Below are 19,100 nucleotides of genomic sequence, written 5' to 3'. Positions count from 1 at the left end.
TCTAATTTAACTATTTAGCGGTTGGGAGTGAAATTTATGTGTAGTACGTGTGGATGCGCATCGGGAGAGCGCAGAATCGAGGGTGATGAGCACAGTCATCATCACCATGACCATCATCACGACCATGACCACCATCACGGCCATGATCATCATCACGATCATGAACATGCACATGACCATCATCATGGACACGATCACCACCACGATCACGACCATCATGATCATGAAAACCAAGGCCAAACCGTCATTATTCATCACCACTATTACCATCAAGGCGATGTGCATAATCACTATCATCAATATGACCCCGCACCTATTGAGGGTAAAGCCAAAAAACAGAAACACAAACATAAGCATAAACACGTTTACGCCATGGCGGAAAATAGCTTTAAACCTGTGGGTGAACACCATGATTTGGATTACGGACAGGGTGAAGCTGGCACACATGCGCCAGGGATCAGCCAAAAACGTATGCTGCAAATTGAGATGGACGTTTTAGATAAAAACAATCACTTAGCGGAACATAACCGTGAGGCATTTGCAGAAAAAAATATTTTAGCGTTAAATCTCGTTTCTAGCCCAGGTTCTGGGAAAACCACCTTATTAACGGAAACCTTGCTTCGCTTGCGCGATAAAATCAATTGTGCGGTGGTGGAAGGCGACCAACAAACCACCAACGATGCCCAGCGTATTCGCGAAACGGGGGTACCTGCTATTCAAGTGAACACAGGTAAAGGCTGCCACTTGGATGCGCAGATGATACACGATGCGGTCTCACGCTTAGGTTTAGATGATAACAGCTTGTTATTCATCGAAAATGTGGGAAACCTAGTGTGCCCTGCAAGCTTTGATTTAGGCGAGCGCCACAAAGTGGCTGTTTTGTCCGTGACCGAAGGGGAAGACAAACCCTTAAAATACCCGCATATGTTTGCCGCGGCAGACATTATGTTGCTCAATAAAATCGACTTACTACCGTACCTGCATTTTGACGTGGACGCCTGCATTGCTAATGCCAAACACATCAATCCAAACATCCAAGTGATTAAGGTTTCTGCAACACAAGGGGATGGTATGGACGCATGGTTAGCATGGTTGGAGACTCAGCTATGTGCTTAGGCATTCCAGGAAAAATCGTGTCAGTGGGGGAGGATATCCACCAACTGGCACAAGTGGATGTCTGTGGTGTGAAGCGGGACGTTAACATTGGCCTGATTTGTGAGGGGGAAACCCGCGAATTATTGGGTCAATGGGTGCTGGTTCACGTGGGCTTTGCCATGAGTATCATCAACGAAGAAGAAGCGCAGTCGACATTAGACGCCTTAGCGGCGATGAGCCAGCTTGACCACGAGGTTGGCGATTTTAGTGGTTTAAATGCAGGGGCGACAGATGCAGTACGTCGATGAATTTCGTGACCCTGCTTTAGCAAAAGTGTTATTGACGAATATTCGCCAACGTGTGAATGAAATTCCACGGGCTAAGCAGCGTCCATTGCAGTTAATGGAAGTGTGTGGTGGGCACACCCATGCTATTTTTAAATTTGGTATCGACCAACTTTTACCGCCAGAAATCGAATTTGTCCATGGGCCAGGTTGCCCTGTTTGTGTGTTACCGATGGGGCGCATTGATGGCTGTATAGAAATTGCAGAGCAGCCGAATGTGATTTTTTGTACCTATGGAGATGCGATGCGTGTTCCCGGCAAAAATGGCTCTTTGCTTGATGCCAAACGCCGTGGCGCGGATGTGCGGATTGTCTATTCTCCTTTGGATGCCCTCGGGATAGCAGAGCAACACCCTGACAAACAAATTGTTTTCTTTGGTTTGGGGTTTGAAACTACGATGCCAAGTACGGCGATTACCTTGCAACAAGCTAAACGCCGCCAACTGAACAATTTCACGGTATTTTGCCAACATATCACCATCATCCCAACTTTAAAAAGCCTATTAGAACAGCCAGATGTGCGTATCGACGGCTTTTTAGCGCCGGGGCATGTCAGTATGGTGATTGGGGCACATCCTTACCAGTTCATTACCGAAGATTTCCATAAACCGCTGGTGGTAACGGGGTTCGAACCGTTGGATATTTTGCAGTCTATATCTATGCTAGTGAATCAGATAGCGGATGGACGTTGTGAGGTGGAAAACCAATATAAGCGCATTGTCGCTGACCAAGGCAACACGTTAGCACTCAAGGCATTAGATGAGGTGTTTGAGTTGAAAGAAACCAGCGAATGGCGTGGTTTAGGGGAAATTGCAGGCTCGGGGGTACAGCTCAGTGCCGCTTATCAATCCTTTGACGCCGAACGTCGTTTTCACGTACAACCACATCAAGTGGCGGATGACCCGCAAGCACGGTGTGGCGATGTGTTGACGGGGCGCTGTAAACCCAATGAATGCCCACTATTTGGTACACGTTGTACACCACAAACCGCTTTTGGTGCCTTAATGGTATCTTCGGAAGGGGCTTGTGCGGCTTATTATCAATATCGTCGGGAGGCATAAATGAGCACTGATGCGAACAATGTGGTATTGATGGCCCACGGCAGCGGTGGGCAAGCCATGCAACAGTTAATTGAACAACTATTTTTAAAAGCATTCGCTAACCAAGCGTTGAATGAGCGCGAAGACCAAGCACGACTTTCGTTGGCGGAACTCACCACGTTAGGGGATCGCCTTGCGTTCAGCACCGACAGCTATGTGATTGACCCAGTTTTTTTCCCAGGTGGAAATATCGGTAAATTAGCGGTTTGCGGTACGGTGAATGATGTTGCTGTCAGTGGTGCAGTCCCTAAGTATCTGTCTTGTGGGTTTATTTTAGAGGAAGGTTTTCCGTTAGCCGAACTCGCCACCATCGTCGAATCAATGGCAGCAACGGCTGCAGCGGCTGGGGTGCAGATTGTCACGGGTGACACCAAAGTGGTGCAGCGCGGTGCTGCGGATAAAGTGTTTATCAACACAGCAGGTATCGGGGTTATCCCAAGCGAAATTCAGTGGGGAGCTCAGCAAATTCAAGCGGGTGACAAAGTGATCGTCAGCGGTACGTTAGGCGACCACGGTGCAACCATTTTAAACCTGCGCGAGCAGCTTGGTTTAGAAGCGCAGCTTAGCAGCGATTGTGCGGTATTGACGCCATTAATTGAACCACTACGTAATATTGAGGGCGTGCGTGCATTGCGGGATGCCACACGCGGCGGTGTGACCGCGATTTTGCATGAGTTTGCACAGGCAAGCGGCTGCGGAATGGCCATCAATGAGGTCGATTTACCTGTTACGTCTGCAGTCAGGGGGGTATGTGAATTGCTTGGTCTTGAACCGCTTAACTTTGCTAATGAAGGTAAATTAGTGATTGTGGTAAAACCCGAAGCGGAAAGCGCAGTGTTAGCCGCATTACGCAACCATCCATTAGGCCAAAGTGCCACTACGATTGGTTGTGTGACAGAGCAAAAACAAGTCAAATTAGTTGGGATCTTCGGGACATCAAGGTTATTAGATTTACCGCACAGTGAACCATTACCACGCATTTGTTGATGTTATCCCCCTATTGGCTAAAACCGATAGGGGAATTTAATTGATTAACGCCTTAACATGCCTTTATCGATAATAAACTCGATAATGGTTTCTAAGCCGACTTTTTTCTTTAAGTTAGTGAAAACATAGGGTTTCACAGGGCGCATTCTGGCAGTGTCTGCTTCCATTACTTCTAAAGAGGCACCGACATACGGGGCAAGGTCGATTTTATTGATCACCAGTAAATCAGAATGGGTGATCCCTGGGCCGCCTTTACGTGGGATTTTTTCGCCTTCTGCGACGTCGATAACATAAATGGTTAAGTCCGCCAGTTCTGGGCTGAATGTGGCGCTCAGGTTATCACCACCGCTTTCCACAAACACGATATCCAGATTTTTGTGGCGCATTGCCAGCTCTTCAACCGCCGCAAGATTCATGGAGGCATCTTCACGAATAGCAGTGTGCGGGCAGCCGCCTGTTTCCACACCAATAATGCGGTCAGCATCTAATGCTTCAGCACGGGTGAGGATCTTGGCATCTTCTTGGGTATAGATATCATTGGTCACGACGGCAATTTGGTAGGTATCGCGCATCGCTTTACATAAAACTTCTAATAGGGCGGTTTTCCCTGAACCAACAGGGCCACCGACACCAATTCGCAGGGGTTGGTTATATTCTTGCATTGTGTGTTTTCTCATGAACGGAAAAGTCGAGTGTATTGGGTTTCATGCCGACTGCTGGCAATGATTTGTGCAGGGGTAAAACTGCCGATATCGTCAACTGGCCATGTGGCAGATTGCGCCACAATCTCAGGAATACGTTCGGCAAGAGTAAACAAAATATGCTGTCCTGCACTTTGACCCAGTGGAATTAATTTCACGCCAGACATCACGGTGTTTTCAAGCCAGCCCCACGCGTAGGCGGTGCACAGCTTTTCAACGTCAATATCCCAATGCGTGGCGGCAAGGGCAAAAGCCATTAATTGTGTTTTTTTCACGCACACTGATGCCGTGGTATCAAGCTCAATCGCCAGTTGGGGGAGCAAACGGGCAAAGGCAATGCCTCGCTGGCGCTCTTCTTGGCGAAGCTCTTTGGTTTCACGGCTGGCAATAATAAAGTCACACCAATAAGTCACTTGCTGCCAATCAGAGCGTGCAAGATTGGCGTGAATTTGCCGCAGAACAGGGAGTTCCAATGTTGCGATTGCGTGGGTCATTTGTGCTGTTAGCCAATTGGCGAGGGTGTCTGGCGTTGTCACCCAACCTTTTTCAATCGCCCACTCTAGCCCTTGGGAATAGGTAAATGACCCCACAGGTAAGGACGGGCTGACTAATTGGTATAAACGCAAATCCGCTAGCATCGATACACTCCCTGAATCTGATTAGTGGTGGTGATGGTGATCATCGTGGTCATGGTGGTGGTGATGATGACCACCCGATGAACCGCCGTAAGCGCCCGGCTCAGGTTGGTATTTTTCAAGACCCACGCTGACCGTTGCGCCTAATCCACGTGCCATATCGTCTAAAACATGGTCGTGAAAATAACGGCACCAGCCTGCTTCAATTTGCAGAGGGACATGGCGGTTACCTAAGTGGTAGCAAACCCGTGCAAGTAACAGAGGGTCATCGCTGTAAACGGTGGAAACTTGCTCTTTTGCCGCGATAACCGTAACTCGTTCACCGTCTTCTGTCGCTAAAATATCCCCTTCCTTTAAAATGGTGCCGCGGGGTAAAAATAACCCTGCATCTTGCCCATCACTTAAGGTGACTTTTAAGCGGCTTTTGGTACGTTCGTCCATGGTTAAGCACAGGGACAATTCAGTGCCTGTTTGTTGTTCTGGTGGAACGACGTGAATAAATTTTTTCATTTTCAGGCTTCTTAATCAGGGGTCAGAATAAAAAGTAACGTTGTGCCATTGGCAATTCAGTGGCTGGTTCACACACCAGCGGCACGCCATCGGCTTTAACAATATAGGTTTGAGGGTCTAGCTCAATATGCGGCACATAGCTGTTGTGCACCATTGAGGCCTTACTGATATTGCGGCAACCCTCAACACGGCCGATTAAGCTTTGTAAGCCAAGCTTTTCGGGCACTCCCGCCTCAATCCCTGCTTTTGACATAAAAATCATCGAGGTTTGGTACTTTGCTTTACCGAGCGCCCCATACATTGGGCGGTAATGCACAGGTTGCGGCGTTGGAATGGCGGCGTTGATATCCCCCATTGGCGCATACGCCACAAGGCCACCTTTCATGATAAGCGCAGGTTTTATGCCAAAAAAGGCGGGGTCCCACAGGATAATATCGGCTAATTTGCCTTTCTCTATCGACCCTACTTCATGAGCAATACCATGGGCTAACGCAGGGTTTATCGTGTATTTCGCCACGTAGCGCTTAATACGGTTGTTATCGCTGTCTGGGGTATCGCCTTCCATTATGCCGCGTTGTAATTTCATTTTGTGGGCACATTGCCATGTGCGCATAATCACTTCGCCAACGCGCCCCATGGCTTGGGAATCGGAGGACATCACGGAAATTGCGCCCATATCATGCAAAATGTCTTCTGCGGCAATGGTTTCACGGCGAATACGTGACTCAGCAAAGGCCACATCCTCAGGAATGGACGGGTCAAGGTGATGACACACCATCAACATATCCAAATGTTCGTCCACTGTATTAATGGTGTACGGCATTGTCGGGTTGGTTGAGGCAGGTAAAATATTCGGTTCCCCTACGGATTTGATCACGTCAGGAGCATGGCCGCCACCGGCTCCCTCGGTATGGAATACGTGGATCACACGACCGCCGATGGCTTTTACTGTTTCTTCGTAGAAGCCGCCTTCGTTTAAGGTGTCGGAGTGAATTGCCACTTGCACGTCCATTTCATCGGCAACATTCAAGCAGTTGTGGATTGCCATCGGGGTTGCGCCCCAGTCTTCGTGAATTTTCAGGCCAATTGCGCCTGCGGTAACTTGCTCACGAATGGCTTCAGGCTGGCTCACACACCCTTTACCAAATAGCCCCACGTTAATTGGCAGCTCGTCCACGGCCTCTAACATGCGGTACATATTCCAAATACCTGGTGTGACCGTTGTGGCGTTAGTACCCGCGACAGGGCCTGTCCCGCCACCAATAAAGGTGGTGACACCAGAAACTAAGCCTTCTTCAGCTTGCTGTGGGCAAATAAAATGAATATGGGTATCGACACCACCTGCGGTGACAATTTTGCCTTCACCCGCGACGACTTCTGTACCAGGGCCGACTACGATATCCACATTCGGCTGTACATCAGGGTTACCCGCTTTACCAATACCTGCAATACGGCCATTTTTGATACCGATATCAGCTTTAACAATGCCCCAATGGTCTAAAATAATAGCGTTAGTGATCAGCACATCAACACATTTATCGCTGGTGACTTGGCTTTGCCCCATGCCGTCGCGAATGACTTTACCGCCACCAAATTTGACTTCTTCCCCATAGGTGGTGAAGTCTTTTTCAATTTCTAAAAACAGTTCTGTATCTGCTAGGCGTACACGGTCGCCTTGGGTTGGCCCAAACATATCCGCATACGCTTGCCGTGAGATGGTTTTCATGGTTATTTCTCACTCTCTAATTTACCCATGACTTTGCCATGGAATCCGTAAATTTCTCGTTTACCGCTAAATGCCACCAATTCCACCGTGCGGCTTTGGCCGGGTTCAAAACGCACCGCCATGCCTGCAGGGATGTTTAAACGAAAACCCAGCGTGCCGTCTCGTTCAAATTTCAAAAAATCATTCACTTCATAAAAGTGGTAATGGGAGCCGACTTGAATCGGTCTATCACCATGATTCGCCACTTGAATGGTTTTGGTTTCACGACCCGCGTTCAGTTCGATGTCGCCTAAAGCCTGATTCACTTTAATTTCACCGGGGATCATATTGCCACCTATACAATTGGGTCGTGAATGGACACAAGTTTTGTGCCGTCAGGGAATGTGCATTCCACTTGAATGTCTTTGATCATTTCAGGTACGCCTTCCATGACTTGCTCCGCACTGAGCACCGTTCTGCCTTCACTCATCAGTTGGGCGACCGTTTTTCCGTCACGTGCGCCTTCCATAATGGCGCAGCTTATTAGGGCAACGGCTTCTGGGTAATTCAGTTTTAACCCACGGGCTAAGCGCCTTTCAGCGACAAGGCCTGCGGTAAAAAGCAATAACTTATCTTTTTCTCTTGGGGTGAGTTCCATTTTTGCTCCTAAAACGAAAAATTTATGTTGCCCAAATACGGGGAGGTTCAGGGCAATAACCTAGCCAATACTGCCGCGTGACTTGCCAAATATGGGCAAAACACGCCATCATTGGCTCAGTTTGCGAGCCTAATAATCGCAAGACTAAAATGCTATCCACATCCGTTAAACCGTACTCAATAGGGCTCTCCGTTGGGGATAAAAAATCACTTAAATGTTGCTGAATTTTATCTTTTAATTCATCACTGGCAGGGTAGATATACATCGATCCCATCATGGGAAACTCACGCATGACAGCAGACTGTTTTTGTGTGCCATCGATAAACAGGGATTCGGTGAGCGTGAGGGTGCCATTAATGTAAAAATTAAAGCGTCCACGCACATCGCCATTTTCAAACCATTCCCCCAAAACAGGGCGGCCTAAACATTGGATTTCCCAGCCGATAAATTTTGATGACGCAGCGACATTAATATGGGTTTCGAGCCGAACCTGTGCATCAGGGAAAAAAATATTTTCCTGCGGCAGCCACTCTAAAAAACCGTCATCGGCAACCGTTAAATTCTGTACTTGGCGGGCAATACCGCCTGCGCTGCGATAAAATTTGGTCGCACCTGGGGTGGTCAGCAGCGAATGGGCGTGCGGCTGAACGTCAATATTAATCAGAAGTTTATCTCCGCCCACCACACCACCTGGGGGATGAAGTAAATAGGTGTGAGCAACCCCTGGTTCGGGGTAAAATGGCCTTTGCACCATTAAAGGGCCGATATGTTGTTTATCGGTCAGGCGTGTTGTACCCCGTTTGAGTTCATAGCGTAAAAAAATCTCAGCTAACCAACCTGATCCTGAAAACTCAGACATACTTTCTCCTGCAATCAGGCAACAAATAATACGCGAACATGTTTAGTTATACCCCTCACCGAATGGTTTGGGTTTTAGGCCGTATAAGCTAATGCAAGTAGGGTAGGATGTGTATGAACACAAAAAAATAATTATCTGTAATGATGCGTTATAGGTTCGCATTCATCTGCCGCGCGATTTTACACCTTCTATCGAAAATTGCCTTTCAATTAAATAGCAATTTATTTAGAAAAACGAACAATGCATAAAATAACAGTAAAAAATGAGCGGATCTCTATATTGCGATTTTTACCTAACAGGACTATATTCTGAGCCGCATTCTAGCAAGGTAGAGGAAGCCATTAACTAGCGTAATTATTTGCTATTTATCTGAATGGCTGTATTTTTGTCTGCCCATCAACCTGCTTTTTCTAGCGGGTGATTTCTGACTTTGACCAAAGTTTATTGAGATTATGGAATATAAATATTTTCTTTCATCAAGCCAAATGGTGTTAAAAGCGTTTTACATTGAAAGCGCGATGATAGCCATGTTGCAAGGGGCGAAAGGAAATGTGGTGATTAATGGCCAATCTATTGATGTTCAGTCTAATTTGACACTCATTATTCCAAAATACAGCCAAGTCTCCTGCAATATGGAGTGTGCATCTGATCAATCGATTGAGCTGCATACACTGTCGATTGCGGACTCAGAGTTAGAATCGGTCTTTTTATTATTAAAGACCTTAATGAAGTCAGGTGCGCCGTTGACGAGCCATGTGCCTGCGTTTCAGGTATTAACCCCTGAAACGGTCAGTGATAATTTCAGTTTGCTCAAACAATGTTTGCCATTAAAAAAACAAAGCCAGCCCCAAGAAGCATTGTTAATGAAGCAAAGCCTGTACTTTATTTTACTGGCGATATACCAAGCGGGCGTCGATATTCTCAATATTTTCCGCTTCAATTATGATGAGCCGAAAAACCAAGCCATTACTCATTTAATTACCCAAGAACCGCAGAAAAAATGGCATTTAGAGGATGTGGCGAAGGCATTATTTACCACACCATCGACATTGCGCAGGCACCTTAATCGAGAAGGGGTCTCATTCCGCCAATTATTATTGGATGTGCGAATGGGAATGGCGCTGAATTATTTAACCTTCTCGAATTACTCTGTTTTTCAAATTAGTCATCGCTGTGGGTTTGGTAGCAATGCTTATTTTTGCGATGTATTTAAGAAAAAATATGCCATGACACCATCACAGTTTCGGTTGCAATCAAGGCAATCTAATGACTCGTCTTTTATTACCAATTTATCGTTAAATTCAGCCTCTATTGAATTTGATAAAGACGCAGAAGAGTAAAATTACTTTTTAATTTATTAAGACAAATCAAAGAGAGGCTGAGTTTTTACGAATTATTCATTAAATTCGAAGTTCTATTGATATAGAACGTAGAAAGCGTGGTTTAAAATTTAATATAACTGAATATTGTTACTCTACGCACAGTGAATATCTCACCAATAGCGGCAATTAATGATAATGACCACCATTAACTGCCTGATGATGTTTCATTTTTATTTAGTGATAAAAATAAAACCAAACTATCGAGGGATGTATGATTAAAAATATCATTGCGGCCATGTGTTTCATGGGGCTGACGCTACCATCACACGCCGCAGAACCGGCTCACTCACAAACATTACGTTTAGCTATTGGCGCAGAACCGACAGAAGGTTTTGACCCGATGCTAGGATGGAGCCACGGTAGCTATCTTCTGCTACACAGCCCATTACTTAAACAAAAAGCCGACCTTTCATGGCACAGCTATATGCTGGAAAACTATCAACATAATGCTGATGGGAAAGAGTGGACATTAACATTAAAAAAAGGCCTAAAATTTTCAGATGGCTCGCCGTTAACCGCTAAAGATGTGGTATTTACCTACAATAATGCCGCTGCGAGTGGGGGGAAAGTGGATATGGGCAACTTTGCAAAAGCAGAGGAAATAGACCCATTGACCGTTAAAATCACCTTATCTTCCCCACAAAGTACTTTTATCAATGTATTAGGCTCTCTTGGGATTGTCTGCGCCGATAAATACGATGCAAAAACCTATGCGCATAACCCAATTGGTGCAGGCCCGTACCGCTTAGTGGCTTTCCAGCCGGGGCAACAATTAATTGTTGAGCAAAACCCGTATTACGCGGGGCCGAAAAACGATTTCAACAAAATGGTTTTCGTTTTCCTTGATGAAGATGCCGCATTTGCTGCGGCGCAAAGTAGCCAACTGGAAATTGTTCGCATTCCCGCAGCAGTGGCAGCTAATGCGAATAATGTTAAAAACATGAAACTGGTGGAGCGTTATAGCGTGGAAAACCGGGGTATTTCATTCCCAATTCCACCTGCTGGTGGAAAAGATGCACAGGGGAACCCTGTGGGGAATGATATTACCTCTGATATTGCGGTGCGTAAGGCAATTAACTACGCTTTTGATCGAAAACTATTAGCCGCATCTGTTCTTGAAGGTTTCGCTGTCCCTGCTTATACCGGCGTAGCAGGGTTACCATGGAACAGCCCAGATTCAGCATTCAAAGATGGTGACATCGAAAAAGCTAAAGCCATCTTAGAAGAGGCGGGCTGGAAGCTAAATAAAGACGGTCTACGTGAAAAAGACGGTAAAGTGGCCAAATTGACGCTTTGGTATGCTAGCGGTGACACCACACGCCGTGATTTAGCCCAAGCTATTCGTTCAAGCTTAAAACCTATCGGCATCGAAATGGATTTAAAATCGGGCAGTTGGGAAACCGTTGAGCGCCATATGCACGCTAACCCAACCTTGTTTGGCTGGGGGAGTTTAGACCCGATGGAAATTGTTCATAACTACAGCAGCAAAGCGGCGGGAGTAGGTTTCTACAATCCTGGTTATTATAAAAATTCAGCGGTTGATGAGTTAATTGAAGAAGGACTGCGCCAACCAGACCAAAATGCGGCCATCCCGTTATGGCAAAAAGTGGATTGGAATGGCACAACAGGCGTGGGCATCAAAGGAGATGCCGCTTGGGCTTGGTTGATGAACTTACAACATATTTATTTACTGAATAATTGTGTGGATTTAGGCACCAGTGCGCCTGAAATTCACGGCTCTTGGTCAGTATTAAATAACGTTGATGAATGGGCATGGACTTGCCAGTAATGCGAACCACTCTCGGGCTTTTATTGCGTTTTATCTGTTTGTTGACTGTGACAGCGGCAGGGATCTTTATCCTATTAAGCTATTCACCTATCGACCCAATAAAAGCCTATATTGGTAATGACCTATTACATGTTCCCCCCGAGCAGTATGCATTAATTGCGGCTCGTTGGGGGCTTGACCAACCGCTATGGGTTCAGTTTTGGCGCTGGTTTTCACAAATGTTACAAGGGGATATGGGCTATTCCATGTTGTACAACACCCCCGTTGTGCAAGTGATAGCGGATCGCCTTGTTCCCTCGTTAGCACTGCTTATCTGTTCTTGGCTTTTCTCGGGTATTGTTGGATTTGTGTTGGGCTTAGTCGCAGGGCGTTACCTCAATCGCTGGCCAGATAAGCTGATTTCAACCTTCAGTTACCTATTAGCATCTATCCCTGTATTTTGGGTCGGATTATTGCTGCTTTCGTTGTTTGCGGTGTCACTGCAATGGGCACCGATTTGCTGTGCATGGCCCATTGGTCTAGACGAAGAAACGGCGACATTTTCCCAAAAACTTCATCACCTTATTTTACCTGTAACCGCTTTAGGAATGTTGGGCGTAGGGAATATTGCCTTACACACTCGAGTAAAAGTAATGGAAGTGATGAACAGCGAGTTTATTCATTACGCTCAAGCGCAAGGGGATAAAGGTTGGTCAATGATAGGTTTTCATGTGCTTAAACACGCCATCACTCCTGCCATTTGTTTACAGTTCGCTTCAGTGGGTGAGTTACTTAGTGGGGCTTTACTGGCAGAAAAAGTGTTTGCGTATCCTGGGCTGGGGCAAGCGACTATCGACGCGGGCTTGCGGGGGGATATTCCATTGTTGATGGGCATTGTGATGCTGTGTGCCACTTTGATTTTTTTTAGTAATACGGTTGCAGATATTTTGCTGAAGAAGGTGAACAAGGGAGTGATAAGAGACGCATGACCTACAACCCAAATAGCGCCTTATTTAAATTAATCATCTCACTAATTTTATTGGTTATTTTAGCGAGTTATGCAGTATGGTTGTCATCAAACGACATTGAAATTAACTTATTAGATAGGCGGCTTGCGCCCTCTTGGGAGCACTTATTTGGCACTGATAATTTAGGTCGTGACCTCTTCGAAAGAACATTTCAAGGTGTAGCAACTAGTTTGCAAATTGGTTTGATTGCGGCGGTATCCAGTGGCTTTATCGCTTTAGTGATGGCGGGATTGTCTTCTGTAAGTAAGGTAATGGATTACGCGGTACGCGGCGTCATTGATGCATTATTGGCATTGCCACATCTTTTGCTGCTGGTGCTGATTTGTTTTACCTTGGGGGGCGGTAAAATGGGGGTAATTTGGGCGGTAGCCCTTACGCATTGGCCTAAACTTACCCTGATTTTACGTTCCGAGTTACTGCGAGTGAAGCAAGCGGATTACATCATGCTATCCCAACGTATTGGCAATAGCGCCGTTTATCGTTGGCGCTATCACTATTTACCGATGATCTTACCACAATGGATGGTCGGTACGTTGTTGATGTTCCCTCACGCTGTACTTCACAGTGCGGCACTGAGTTTCCTTGGCTTTGGGCTATCGCCACATGAACCTTCATTGGGTATTTTATTGTCAGATGCACTACGTTACCTCAGTACAGGTGCATGGTGGCTGGTGGTGTTTCCCGGTGTTGCTTTGATGGGGTTAGTGTTATTATTTGACCAGTTTGCAAAAGCCGTAGCGCAGCTATGGCTGAGGGGGGCAACATGTTGAGCTTAGATAAGCTGACTATCGATGTTGCAAAATTTCGTTGGTTAGGGCGTAAACGATGGGCACCACTACTGCAAGACATTTCACTCGATATTCAGCCAGGGGAAATGGTTGCTTTGATTGGTGGAAGCGGGGAAGGAAAAAGCCTTTTATTACAAAGTGTTCTGGGCTTGTTGCCAGATAATATGCGCAGCCAAGGAAATATCAGTCTGAATGGCAATGCATTGACAGAGGAAAACAAAGCACAGCACCGGGGCAACTCGTTATGTTATATACCTCAAGGGGTTAGTGCTTTAAATCCCTTGATCCAAATTGGCCCTCAGCTTGAAAGGGCCGCAGTACTCAGCGGCCAACATATTAAAATGCACGATGTGGCGCGCCATCTTCAGCAATATAACTTGCAAGAAAATTTGGTGAATAGCTACCCAAGCCAGTTATCTGGAGGAATGGCAAAGCGAGTACTGGCAAGCAGTGCAACATTGTCCCGTGCACAATATATCCTTGCGGATGAGATTTCGTCTTGGTTGGATGATGAACATGCGCTGCAACTGCTTGAAAATATGAAATCCCTGTGCCGTGATGGGCGAGGTATTTTATGGGTAACTCATGATTTATCCATGGCAGTACGTTTTGCTGATCGTATTGCGCTGTTGCGTAATGGCGCGTTAGAAGATGTGTTAAGTAGCCAAACCTTAAAGCAAGGCGGTGGGGGAAAATGGCTGCAATCCTTATGGAATTCACTGCCAGAACATCAATTTATGGCAATGAAATGAGTGATATCGAACCTATTTTAGCGGTAAAAAACTTGCGAGTTGAGCAAGGGGGAAAAACCCTTTGGCAAGACTTCAGTTTTTCCCTTACACCTAATGAACGCCTTGGGATCTCAGCGCCTAGTGGCTTTGGGAAAACAACGCTTGGCCGTGTTTTAGCGCAGTGGCAAACTCCCACTAACGGCTCGATTTTATTCGCGGGTCAAGCACTCCCGAAGCAAGGTTATTGTCCAATCCAGCTCGTTCCCCAGCATCCTGAAAAAAGTTTTAATCCCTATCGGACGGTAGGGGCGAGTTTACGTGATGCTTGGCAACCTGACTCAGACTGGCTTGAACGGTTTGCCATCAAACCACAGTGGTTAGAAAGGCGGCCTAATGAGTTATCAGGGGGGGAATTGGCACGGATCGCGTTGTTACGTGCTCTTGACCCACGAACAAAAATATTAATCGCGGATGAAATTACGGCTCAATTAGATGCTCATTTACAAAAAGAGATTTGGCGATTTTTAATTCAGCTTTCAGAGAAGCGCCCTCTAGGCATGATTATTTTTAGTCATAACAGAGCGTTACTTGAAAAGGTATGCACATCAGTCTTAACCTTGAAGACAGAAAATACCGCCGCGTGATAGGCGACGGCTTGAAAATAGGATGGTTATGCGCTTTCAGGGAAGTCTGAGGAGTGGATGATGTTATCAACGACATCAAATAAATAATCGACATTTGGGCGATAGCCAATACCGTATACTACGCCTTCCGTATAATTTGATGCAGCAATGACGGTACGCATTTGCCAAGGAGATAAAATCACACCCTGTTTTTTCGCGTAATCTTGAATTAACGCTAATGCACCTGAGCATAATGGTGTCGCACTGGATGTACCCGAATAATTATTTGAATAATTGCGGTTATTTCCTGGTAGTTTTTGCAATGAACCATAACCTGTCGTGGTGACACTCCAGTTCCCCCAAGAATTCACAAAGGCAACTTCAGGATTGTAGTTCGAGAAATAAGCTCGTGCTCCGTCTTGGTGGTTACAAGCGCCAACTAAAATACCGCCACTGTCACCAAAATCCTCCATAATGTCTGGTTGGCTTAAATCTAATCCGCCATTACCTGCTGCAAGGAGCACGGTTGCGCCTTTATCCACGATCATTTTAATCCGTTCCCACCAAGTATGTACAGCAGTAGCAGGGAGCAGCTTGCCACTGATACTGAATTGAACATCTAGGCTGACAATATCACCAGGTTGTGCATGCTTAACGATTAAATCTAGATCGCCTGTGTCATAGAAATAAAACTGGCAGTGATGAGCAATGCCTGTAACGCCAAATTCATTGAGGGTTGCCACGATACAGCCTGTTGATGCAGTGCCATGATTACAGTCTTCATCTTCAGAGCGACTATTCACTACAATGATATTTGAGTCGATTAAATCCTCATGGTTTCGGTAGAGCCCAAAGTCTAAGTGACGTACCACTGCTGATGATCCTCGAATATCTTTTTCCCATGCATCTCGGACATTCATCCCTTTAGGTGCATCAAGGTAAGTTTGCTTAGAGGTAAAATCAGGGGTTGAAAAATCATCATCAACGTCGTCTTCAAATTCGCTAACTTGCTCTGGATTTAAAGGAAGTTTTGGTGCCAAATACCCTGTAGTATCTGGGGCGACGGCGCAATATTCCACATAGTCTAAGTGCTCTATTTGTTCGGCAAGTTCAACTAAGGCCTCAAATTGGCTTTCTTCATGGAAAGTAAAGTAGTCATATTGATTTAAAACATCATGAATAAATGATTTTTTTAATTCTAAACTTGGGTGGTTTGAATAAAAAGCCAAATCTTTTTTGATTAAATCATCATTGTTTTTTTTGATTTTTATGTCTAAGAAGTAATGAGAGATCCCATCTATTTTTTTATGGATTGTTTTTTCTTTAATTGTAGGTTTTATTTCATATTTTCTTTCTTCATTACTAAAGTGAAAATAAATTTCTTTTGATTGATATTTCGTTGTGTTATTGGATTCTTGGATGATTTCTATACGGTAATTTCCTGATTTATCAATAGAAAACAAATAGTTCCCATCCGTGGTTTCAGCTTTTGCTATAATTTCATCATTTAAAATTAAATGAATTGATAATAGTTCATTTAATTTATTATTGAATTCAACAAAAATTCCATTGGTATAAATATCAATGAATTTGAAAATTTTAATATTCATAGTTTCTCTTTTGGATAAATTAGTGTATGGAATGAATTATTTTTTAAATAGAATGTATTTAAATGCGAATGATTATTTAAAATAAAAATGGCATTTAGGACAATATTAATAATTGGATTGAATTTAATATAAATTAATATTTATATTTTGAATAAGGCTCAATTTATTTTCAGTTTTGACAAATGTCATAGGGAAACGATTTATTTTCACCTATTTTATATATTCAAATGAAAATGATAACCATTACTATCAATAAGGTGAATGTATGTCTTATCCACTAAAACGGCATAAATTAGCTCATTGCATCACACTGATTTTGGGATTAGGGCCTTTGGCTCACGCAGTGGCAGCGCAAACATTAACGGTGCACGATACTCTGGTTGTCACCTCTACGTCAGGGCAGAGTCGCTTAACCCCAACGGAACAACAGGAAAAAGAAAAGCTCGAAAAAGTGGCGGGAGGTACAAACTTAGTTGTAATGGAAAAGGATACACGCCTTGCCACATTGCAAGATGCGTTGGATTATCAACCAGGACTGGTCATTCAAAACTTTTTTGGTGGTATTGACCAGCCGCGTTTAAATATTCGGGGTTCGGGGGTGCAGAGTGCGCCGTTAGCTCGAGGGGTTTTATTATTACAAGATGGTTTACCTGCAACCGATGCAGATGGCAGCTTTCATATTAGTACCTTGGAAATGCGCGATGTCAGAATGGTGAGCGTTCGGCGTGGGGCAAATAGTTTGAACCCACAAAGTAACAGCTTAGGTGGTGAGCTCGATGTGTTGTCGTATACAGGGCGAAATGAACAAGGGCGGTTGCGCTATGAGTATGGCTCCTATGGCCGTGAAGGGTTACAAACTGCGTTCGGTGGTGTTTCTGATGACGGGTTATTTGATGGTCGAGTAAATTTTACTTATGACCATTTTGATGGTTACCGCAAACATTCTGCTTCTCAACGAAAAACATTGCGTAGCAATTTCGGCTATATCACGGATAATTTTGAAAATCGTACTTGGTTAAATTGGACCGATTTACGTTTTGATGTCGCAGGGCCCGTTTCTGAAGAGGTATTGAACAATAACCCAACGGATGTTTATCCAATGGTATGGCTACGTGACCCACACCGTAATGTGGAACAGTTTCGTATCGCAAACCGCTCTGATTGGCAGGTTGGTAACCAATCAATTGGTGCGGGGCTATGGCATATTCGCACTCACGATAACTTCACGACGCCTGCATACTACCGCTTTAGCCGCAGCCACAGTGAAGGGGGGATGCTGACTTATAGCATTGAAACGGAACCTGTGACTTATCGAACGGCAGTGGCGTGGGATCAAATGACATTGCAAACGGAATTAATGCAAAACCGTAAAGGGACGCCCGCGGATAAGAAAAAAATAGGCAAATATGATGGGCGAGCAGAGAACGTGTACGGCAGCGTAGGCGTTGATCTGCATGTTACGCCAACGGTCACAGTGAACCTTGATGTGAAAGCGACTCACGCACGCCGTGATGTAGAAAAACGTCAAAGTTCTGTGTCATTAGACCAAAACTGGACATTCTGGACACCGAAAGCAGGGGTTATTTGGCGGCCGACAGAAAGCCAACGTTATTTTGCCAATATCAGTTCAAGCGAAGAACCCGCAACATTCTGGGAAATTATCAACTCAAGTGATGGTAAACTCACCAAACTTTCCCCACAAAAAGCCATCACCTATGAAATTGGCGGTGAAGGTGATGTGACTGAGGGGCTAAAATGGAACCTTGCGTTATATCGTAGTCAAATTAAAGATGAATACATCACCACGTATGATAGCGCAGGCACAGTCGTTGGGGTCTTTAATTATGGTGCAAAAACGCGTCATCAAGGGTTAGAAGCTGGGCTTGCAGGGCGGATTGGTGCGGGCCCTGGTGATGTGAATTATCGTGTCTCTTGGACATACAATGACTTCCGCTTTATGGGGGGCGAGTACAAGGGGAATTACATCGCAGGTATTCCACGTAACATTGTGGCGGCTGAAGTGCTGTACGAGTTAGGAGATTGGCGCTTCGGGCCAAATATTCATTGGGCCCCAACGGATATGGCAGTTGACCACCAAAACAACCTTGATATTCAAAAACGCAAGCATTACGCGGTATTAGGGGTAAAAGGTAGCTACCAACCGACAGACCAATGGTCTCTTTATTTATCGATGGATAACTTAACGGATGAACGTTATGCAACAACGTCAGTGGCTAACCAAACAGTAACCGCCAAAGACAGTACATTATTCCCTGGAATGGGCTTTAATGTGAATGGGGGAGTGACCTTTAATTTCTAATTGATAATTAGCGCATTATTTAACTGTAATGTACGAGGGGCTGTTTATCTTCGTGACTGATTTTTACAGCTAAAAAAGGTTAAAAAACAATTCAAAAATAGATAAATGTGTCAATCAAGCTGGCTTGTTATTTGAGTTAAGTTTTGTACTTAAATGCTGCCCTACGGGTTCGGTTAGAGCGCATTTCACTCATTTAATGCTGTGTTAAGAGGCTCTTGCTTTGCCTAAAATGGTTTTAATTCGAATGAAAATTGACC

The 19,100-nt window shown here is 44.9% G+C and carries 19 protein-coding genes; 11 read left to right on the top strand and 8 right to left on the bottom strand.

Translation table 11 applies throughout. The features are described from left to right. The first annotated feature begins 36 nt into the window (after positions 1–36). From hypB to hypE, 4 genes are read left to right on the top strand one after another with little or no spacing between them, the layout of a single operon-like run. Positions 37–1,116 carry a hydrogenase nickel incorporation protein HypB gene (gene hypB, locus KDJ85_RS03330; RefSeq protein WP_225818469.1) on the top strand — a complete coding sequence of 360 codons (1,080 nt, stop codon included), beginning with the start codon at positions 37–39 and terminating at the stop codon, positions 1,114–1,116. Next, positions 1,107–1,403 (top strand): hydrogenase maturation factor HybG, encoded by a 297-nt coding sequence (gene hybG, locus KDJ85_RS03325; protein WP_225818679.1) that lies wholly within the window; start codon positions 1,107–1,109, stop codon positions 1,401–1,403. Before hypB ends, hybG begins: the two co-directional genes overlap by 10 nt. Then, positions 1,387–2,499: a hydrogenase formation protein HypD gene (gene hypD, locus KDJ85_RS03320; RefSeq protein ID WP_225818468.1), complete on the top strand. Its 1,113-nt coding sequence runs from the start codon at positions 1,387–1,389 to the stop codon at positions 2,497–2,499. The genes hybG and hypD overlap by 17 nt, the downstream gene beginning before the upstream one ends. Next, on the top strand, positions 2,500–3,525 hold the full coding sequence (gene hypE / locus KDJ85_RS03315) for a hydrogenase expression/formation protein HypE (protein ID WP_225818467.1): 1,026 nt from the start codon (positions 2,500–2,502) through the stop codon (positions 3,523–3,525). Between the two features lie 44 nt (positions 3,526–3,569). Here the strand turns inward: hypE and ureG are convergent, their stop codons facing one another. From ureG to KDJ85_RS03280, 7 genes are read right to left on the bottom strand one after another with little or no spacing between them, the layout of a single operon-like run. Then, a complete protein-coding gene (gene ureG / locus KDJ85_RS03310; protein ID WP_004908472.1) occupies positions 3,570–4,187 on the bottom strand; it encodes an urease accessory protein UreG in 618 nt (205 codons plus the stop codon). Between the two features lie 11 nt (positions 4,188–4,198). Continuing rightward, entirely contained in the window at positions 4,199–4,864 is a 666-nt protein-coding gene (locus tag KDJ85_RS03305) for an urease accessory protein UreF (RefSeq protein WP_225818466.1), read from the bottom strand. 21 nt (positions 4,865–4,885) lie between these two features. Beyond that, positions 4,886–5,371 (bottom strand): urease accessory protein UreE, encoded by a 486-nt coding sequence (ureE, locus tag KDJ85_RS03300; RefSeq protein WP_225818465.1) that lies wholly within the window; start codon positions 5,369–5,371, stop codon positions 4,886–4,888. A gap of 22 nt (positions 5,372–5,393) precedes the next feature. Next, positions 5,394–7,097 carry an urease subunit alpha gene (gene ureC, locus KDJ85_RS03295; protein ID WP_225818464.1) on the bottom strand — a complete coding sequence of 568 codons (1,704 nt, stop codon included), beginning with the start codon at positions 7,095–7,097 and terminating at the stop codon, positions 5,394–5,396. A gap of 2 nt (positions 7,098–7,099) precedes the next feature. After that, positions 7,100–7,423 carry an urease subunit beta gene (locus tag KDJ85_RS03290; protein WP_219244484.1) on the bottom strand — a complete coding sequence of 108 codons (324 nt, stop codon included), beginning with the start codon at positions 7,421–7,423 and terminating at the stop codon, positions 7,100–7,102. Between the two features lie 8 nt (positions 7,424–7,431). Next, positions 7,432–7,734 carry an urease subunit gamma gene (locus KDJ85_RS03285; RefSeq protein ID WP_206083661.1) on the bottom strand — a complete coding sequence of 101 codons (303 nt, stop codon included), beginning with the start codon at positions 7,732–7,734 and terminating at the stop codon, positions 7,432–7,434. 22 nt (positions 7,735–7,756) lie between these two features. Next, positions 7,757–8,593, bottom strand: a complete 837-nt coding sequence (locus KDJ85_RS03280) for an urease accessory protein UreD (RefSeq protein ID WP_225818463.1) — start codon at positions 8,591–8,593, stop codon at positions 7,757–7,759. Positions 8,594–9,045: 452 nt separating this feature from the next. Between KDJ85_RS03280 and KDJ85_RS03275 the strand changes: the two genes are divergently transcribed. From KDJ85_RS03275 to KDJ85_RS03250, 6 genes are all read left to right on the top strand, one after another. Then, a complete protein-coding gene (locus KDJ85_RS03275) occupies positions 9,046–9,933 on the top strand; it encodes a helix-turn-helix transcriptional regulator (RefSeq protein ID WP_225818462.1) in 888 nt (295 codons plus the stop codon). A 277-nt stretch (positions 9,934–10,210) separates the two neighbouring features. Further along, positions 10,211–11,764, top strand: a complete 1,554-nt coding sequence (locus KDJ85_RS03270; protein WP_225818678.1) for an ABC transporter substrate-binding protein — start codon at positions 10,211–10,213, stop codon at positions 11,762–11,764. Next, a complete protein-coding gene (locus KDJ85_RS03265; protein WP_377210618.1) occupies positions 11,749–12,732 on the top strand; it encodes an ABC transporter permease in 984 nt (327 codons plus the stop codon). The genes KDJ85_RS03270 and KDJ85_RS03265 overlap by 16 nt, the downstream gene beginning before the upstream one ends. Next, entirely contained in the window at positions 12,729–13,541 is an 813-nt protein-coding gene (locus KDJ85_RS03260) for an ABC transporter permease (protein WP_225818460.1), read from the top strand. The genes KDJ85_RS03265 and KDJ85_RS03260 overlap by 4 nt, the downstream gene beginning before the upstream one ends. After that, positions 13,535–14,311, top strand: a complete 777-nt coding sequence (locus KDJ85_RS03255) for an ATP-binding cassette domain-containing protein (RefSeq protein ID WP_225818459.1) — start codon at positions 13,535–13,537, stop codon at positions 14,309–14,311. The genes KDJ85_RS03260 and KDJ85_RS03255 overlap by 7 nt, the downstream gene beginning before the upstream one ends. Then, the gene (locus tag KDJ85_RS03250; protein ID WP_377210622.1) at positions 14,308–14,934 is read left to right on the top strand and encodes an ATP-binding cassette domain-containing protein; all 627 of its coding nucleotides are present in this window, start codon (positions 14,308–14,310) and stop codon (positions 14,932–14,934) included. The genes KDJ85_RS03255 and KDJ85_RS03250 overlap by 4 nt, the downstream gene beginning before the upstream one ends. A gap of 26 nt (positions 14,935–14,960) precedes the next feature. Here KDJ85_RS03250 and KDJ85_RS03245 read toward each other — a convergent pair whose 3' ends face one another. Beyond that, complete coding sequence (locus KDJ85_RS03245; RefSeq protein ID WP_225818458.1) at positions 14,961–16,523, bottom strand: S8 family serine peptidase; 1,563 nt, start codon at positions 16,521–16,523, stop codon at positions 14,961–14,963. A gap of 265 nt (positions 16,524–16,788) precedes the next feature. Here KDJ85_RS03245 and KDJ85_RS03240 point away from each other — a divergent pair, with 265 nt between their 5' ends. After that, positions 16,789–18,843: a TonB-dependent receptor family protein gene (locus KDJ85_RS03240; RefSeq protein WP_225818457.1), complete on the top strand. Its 2,055-nt coding sequence runs from the start codon at positions 16,789–16,791 to the stop codon at positions 18,841–18,843. The last annotated feature ends 257 nt before the right edge of the window (positions 18,844–19,100 follow it).

The organism is Providencia vermicola (assembly GCF_020381325.1).
Taxonomy (GTDB): Bacteria; Pseudomonadota; Gammaproteobacteria; order Enterobacterales; family Enterobacteriaceae; genus Providencia; species Providencia vermicola.
The sequence above is the reverse complement of the archived record's forward strand: the minus strand, read 5'-3'. Positions and strand labels throughout refer to the sequence as shown.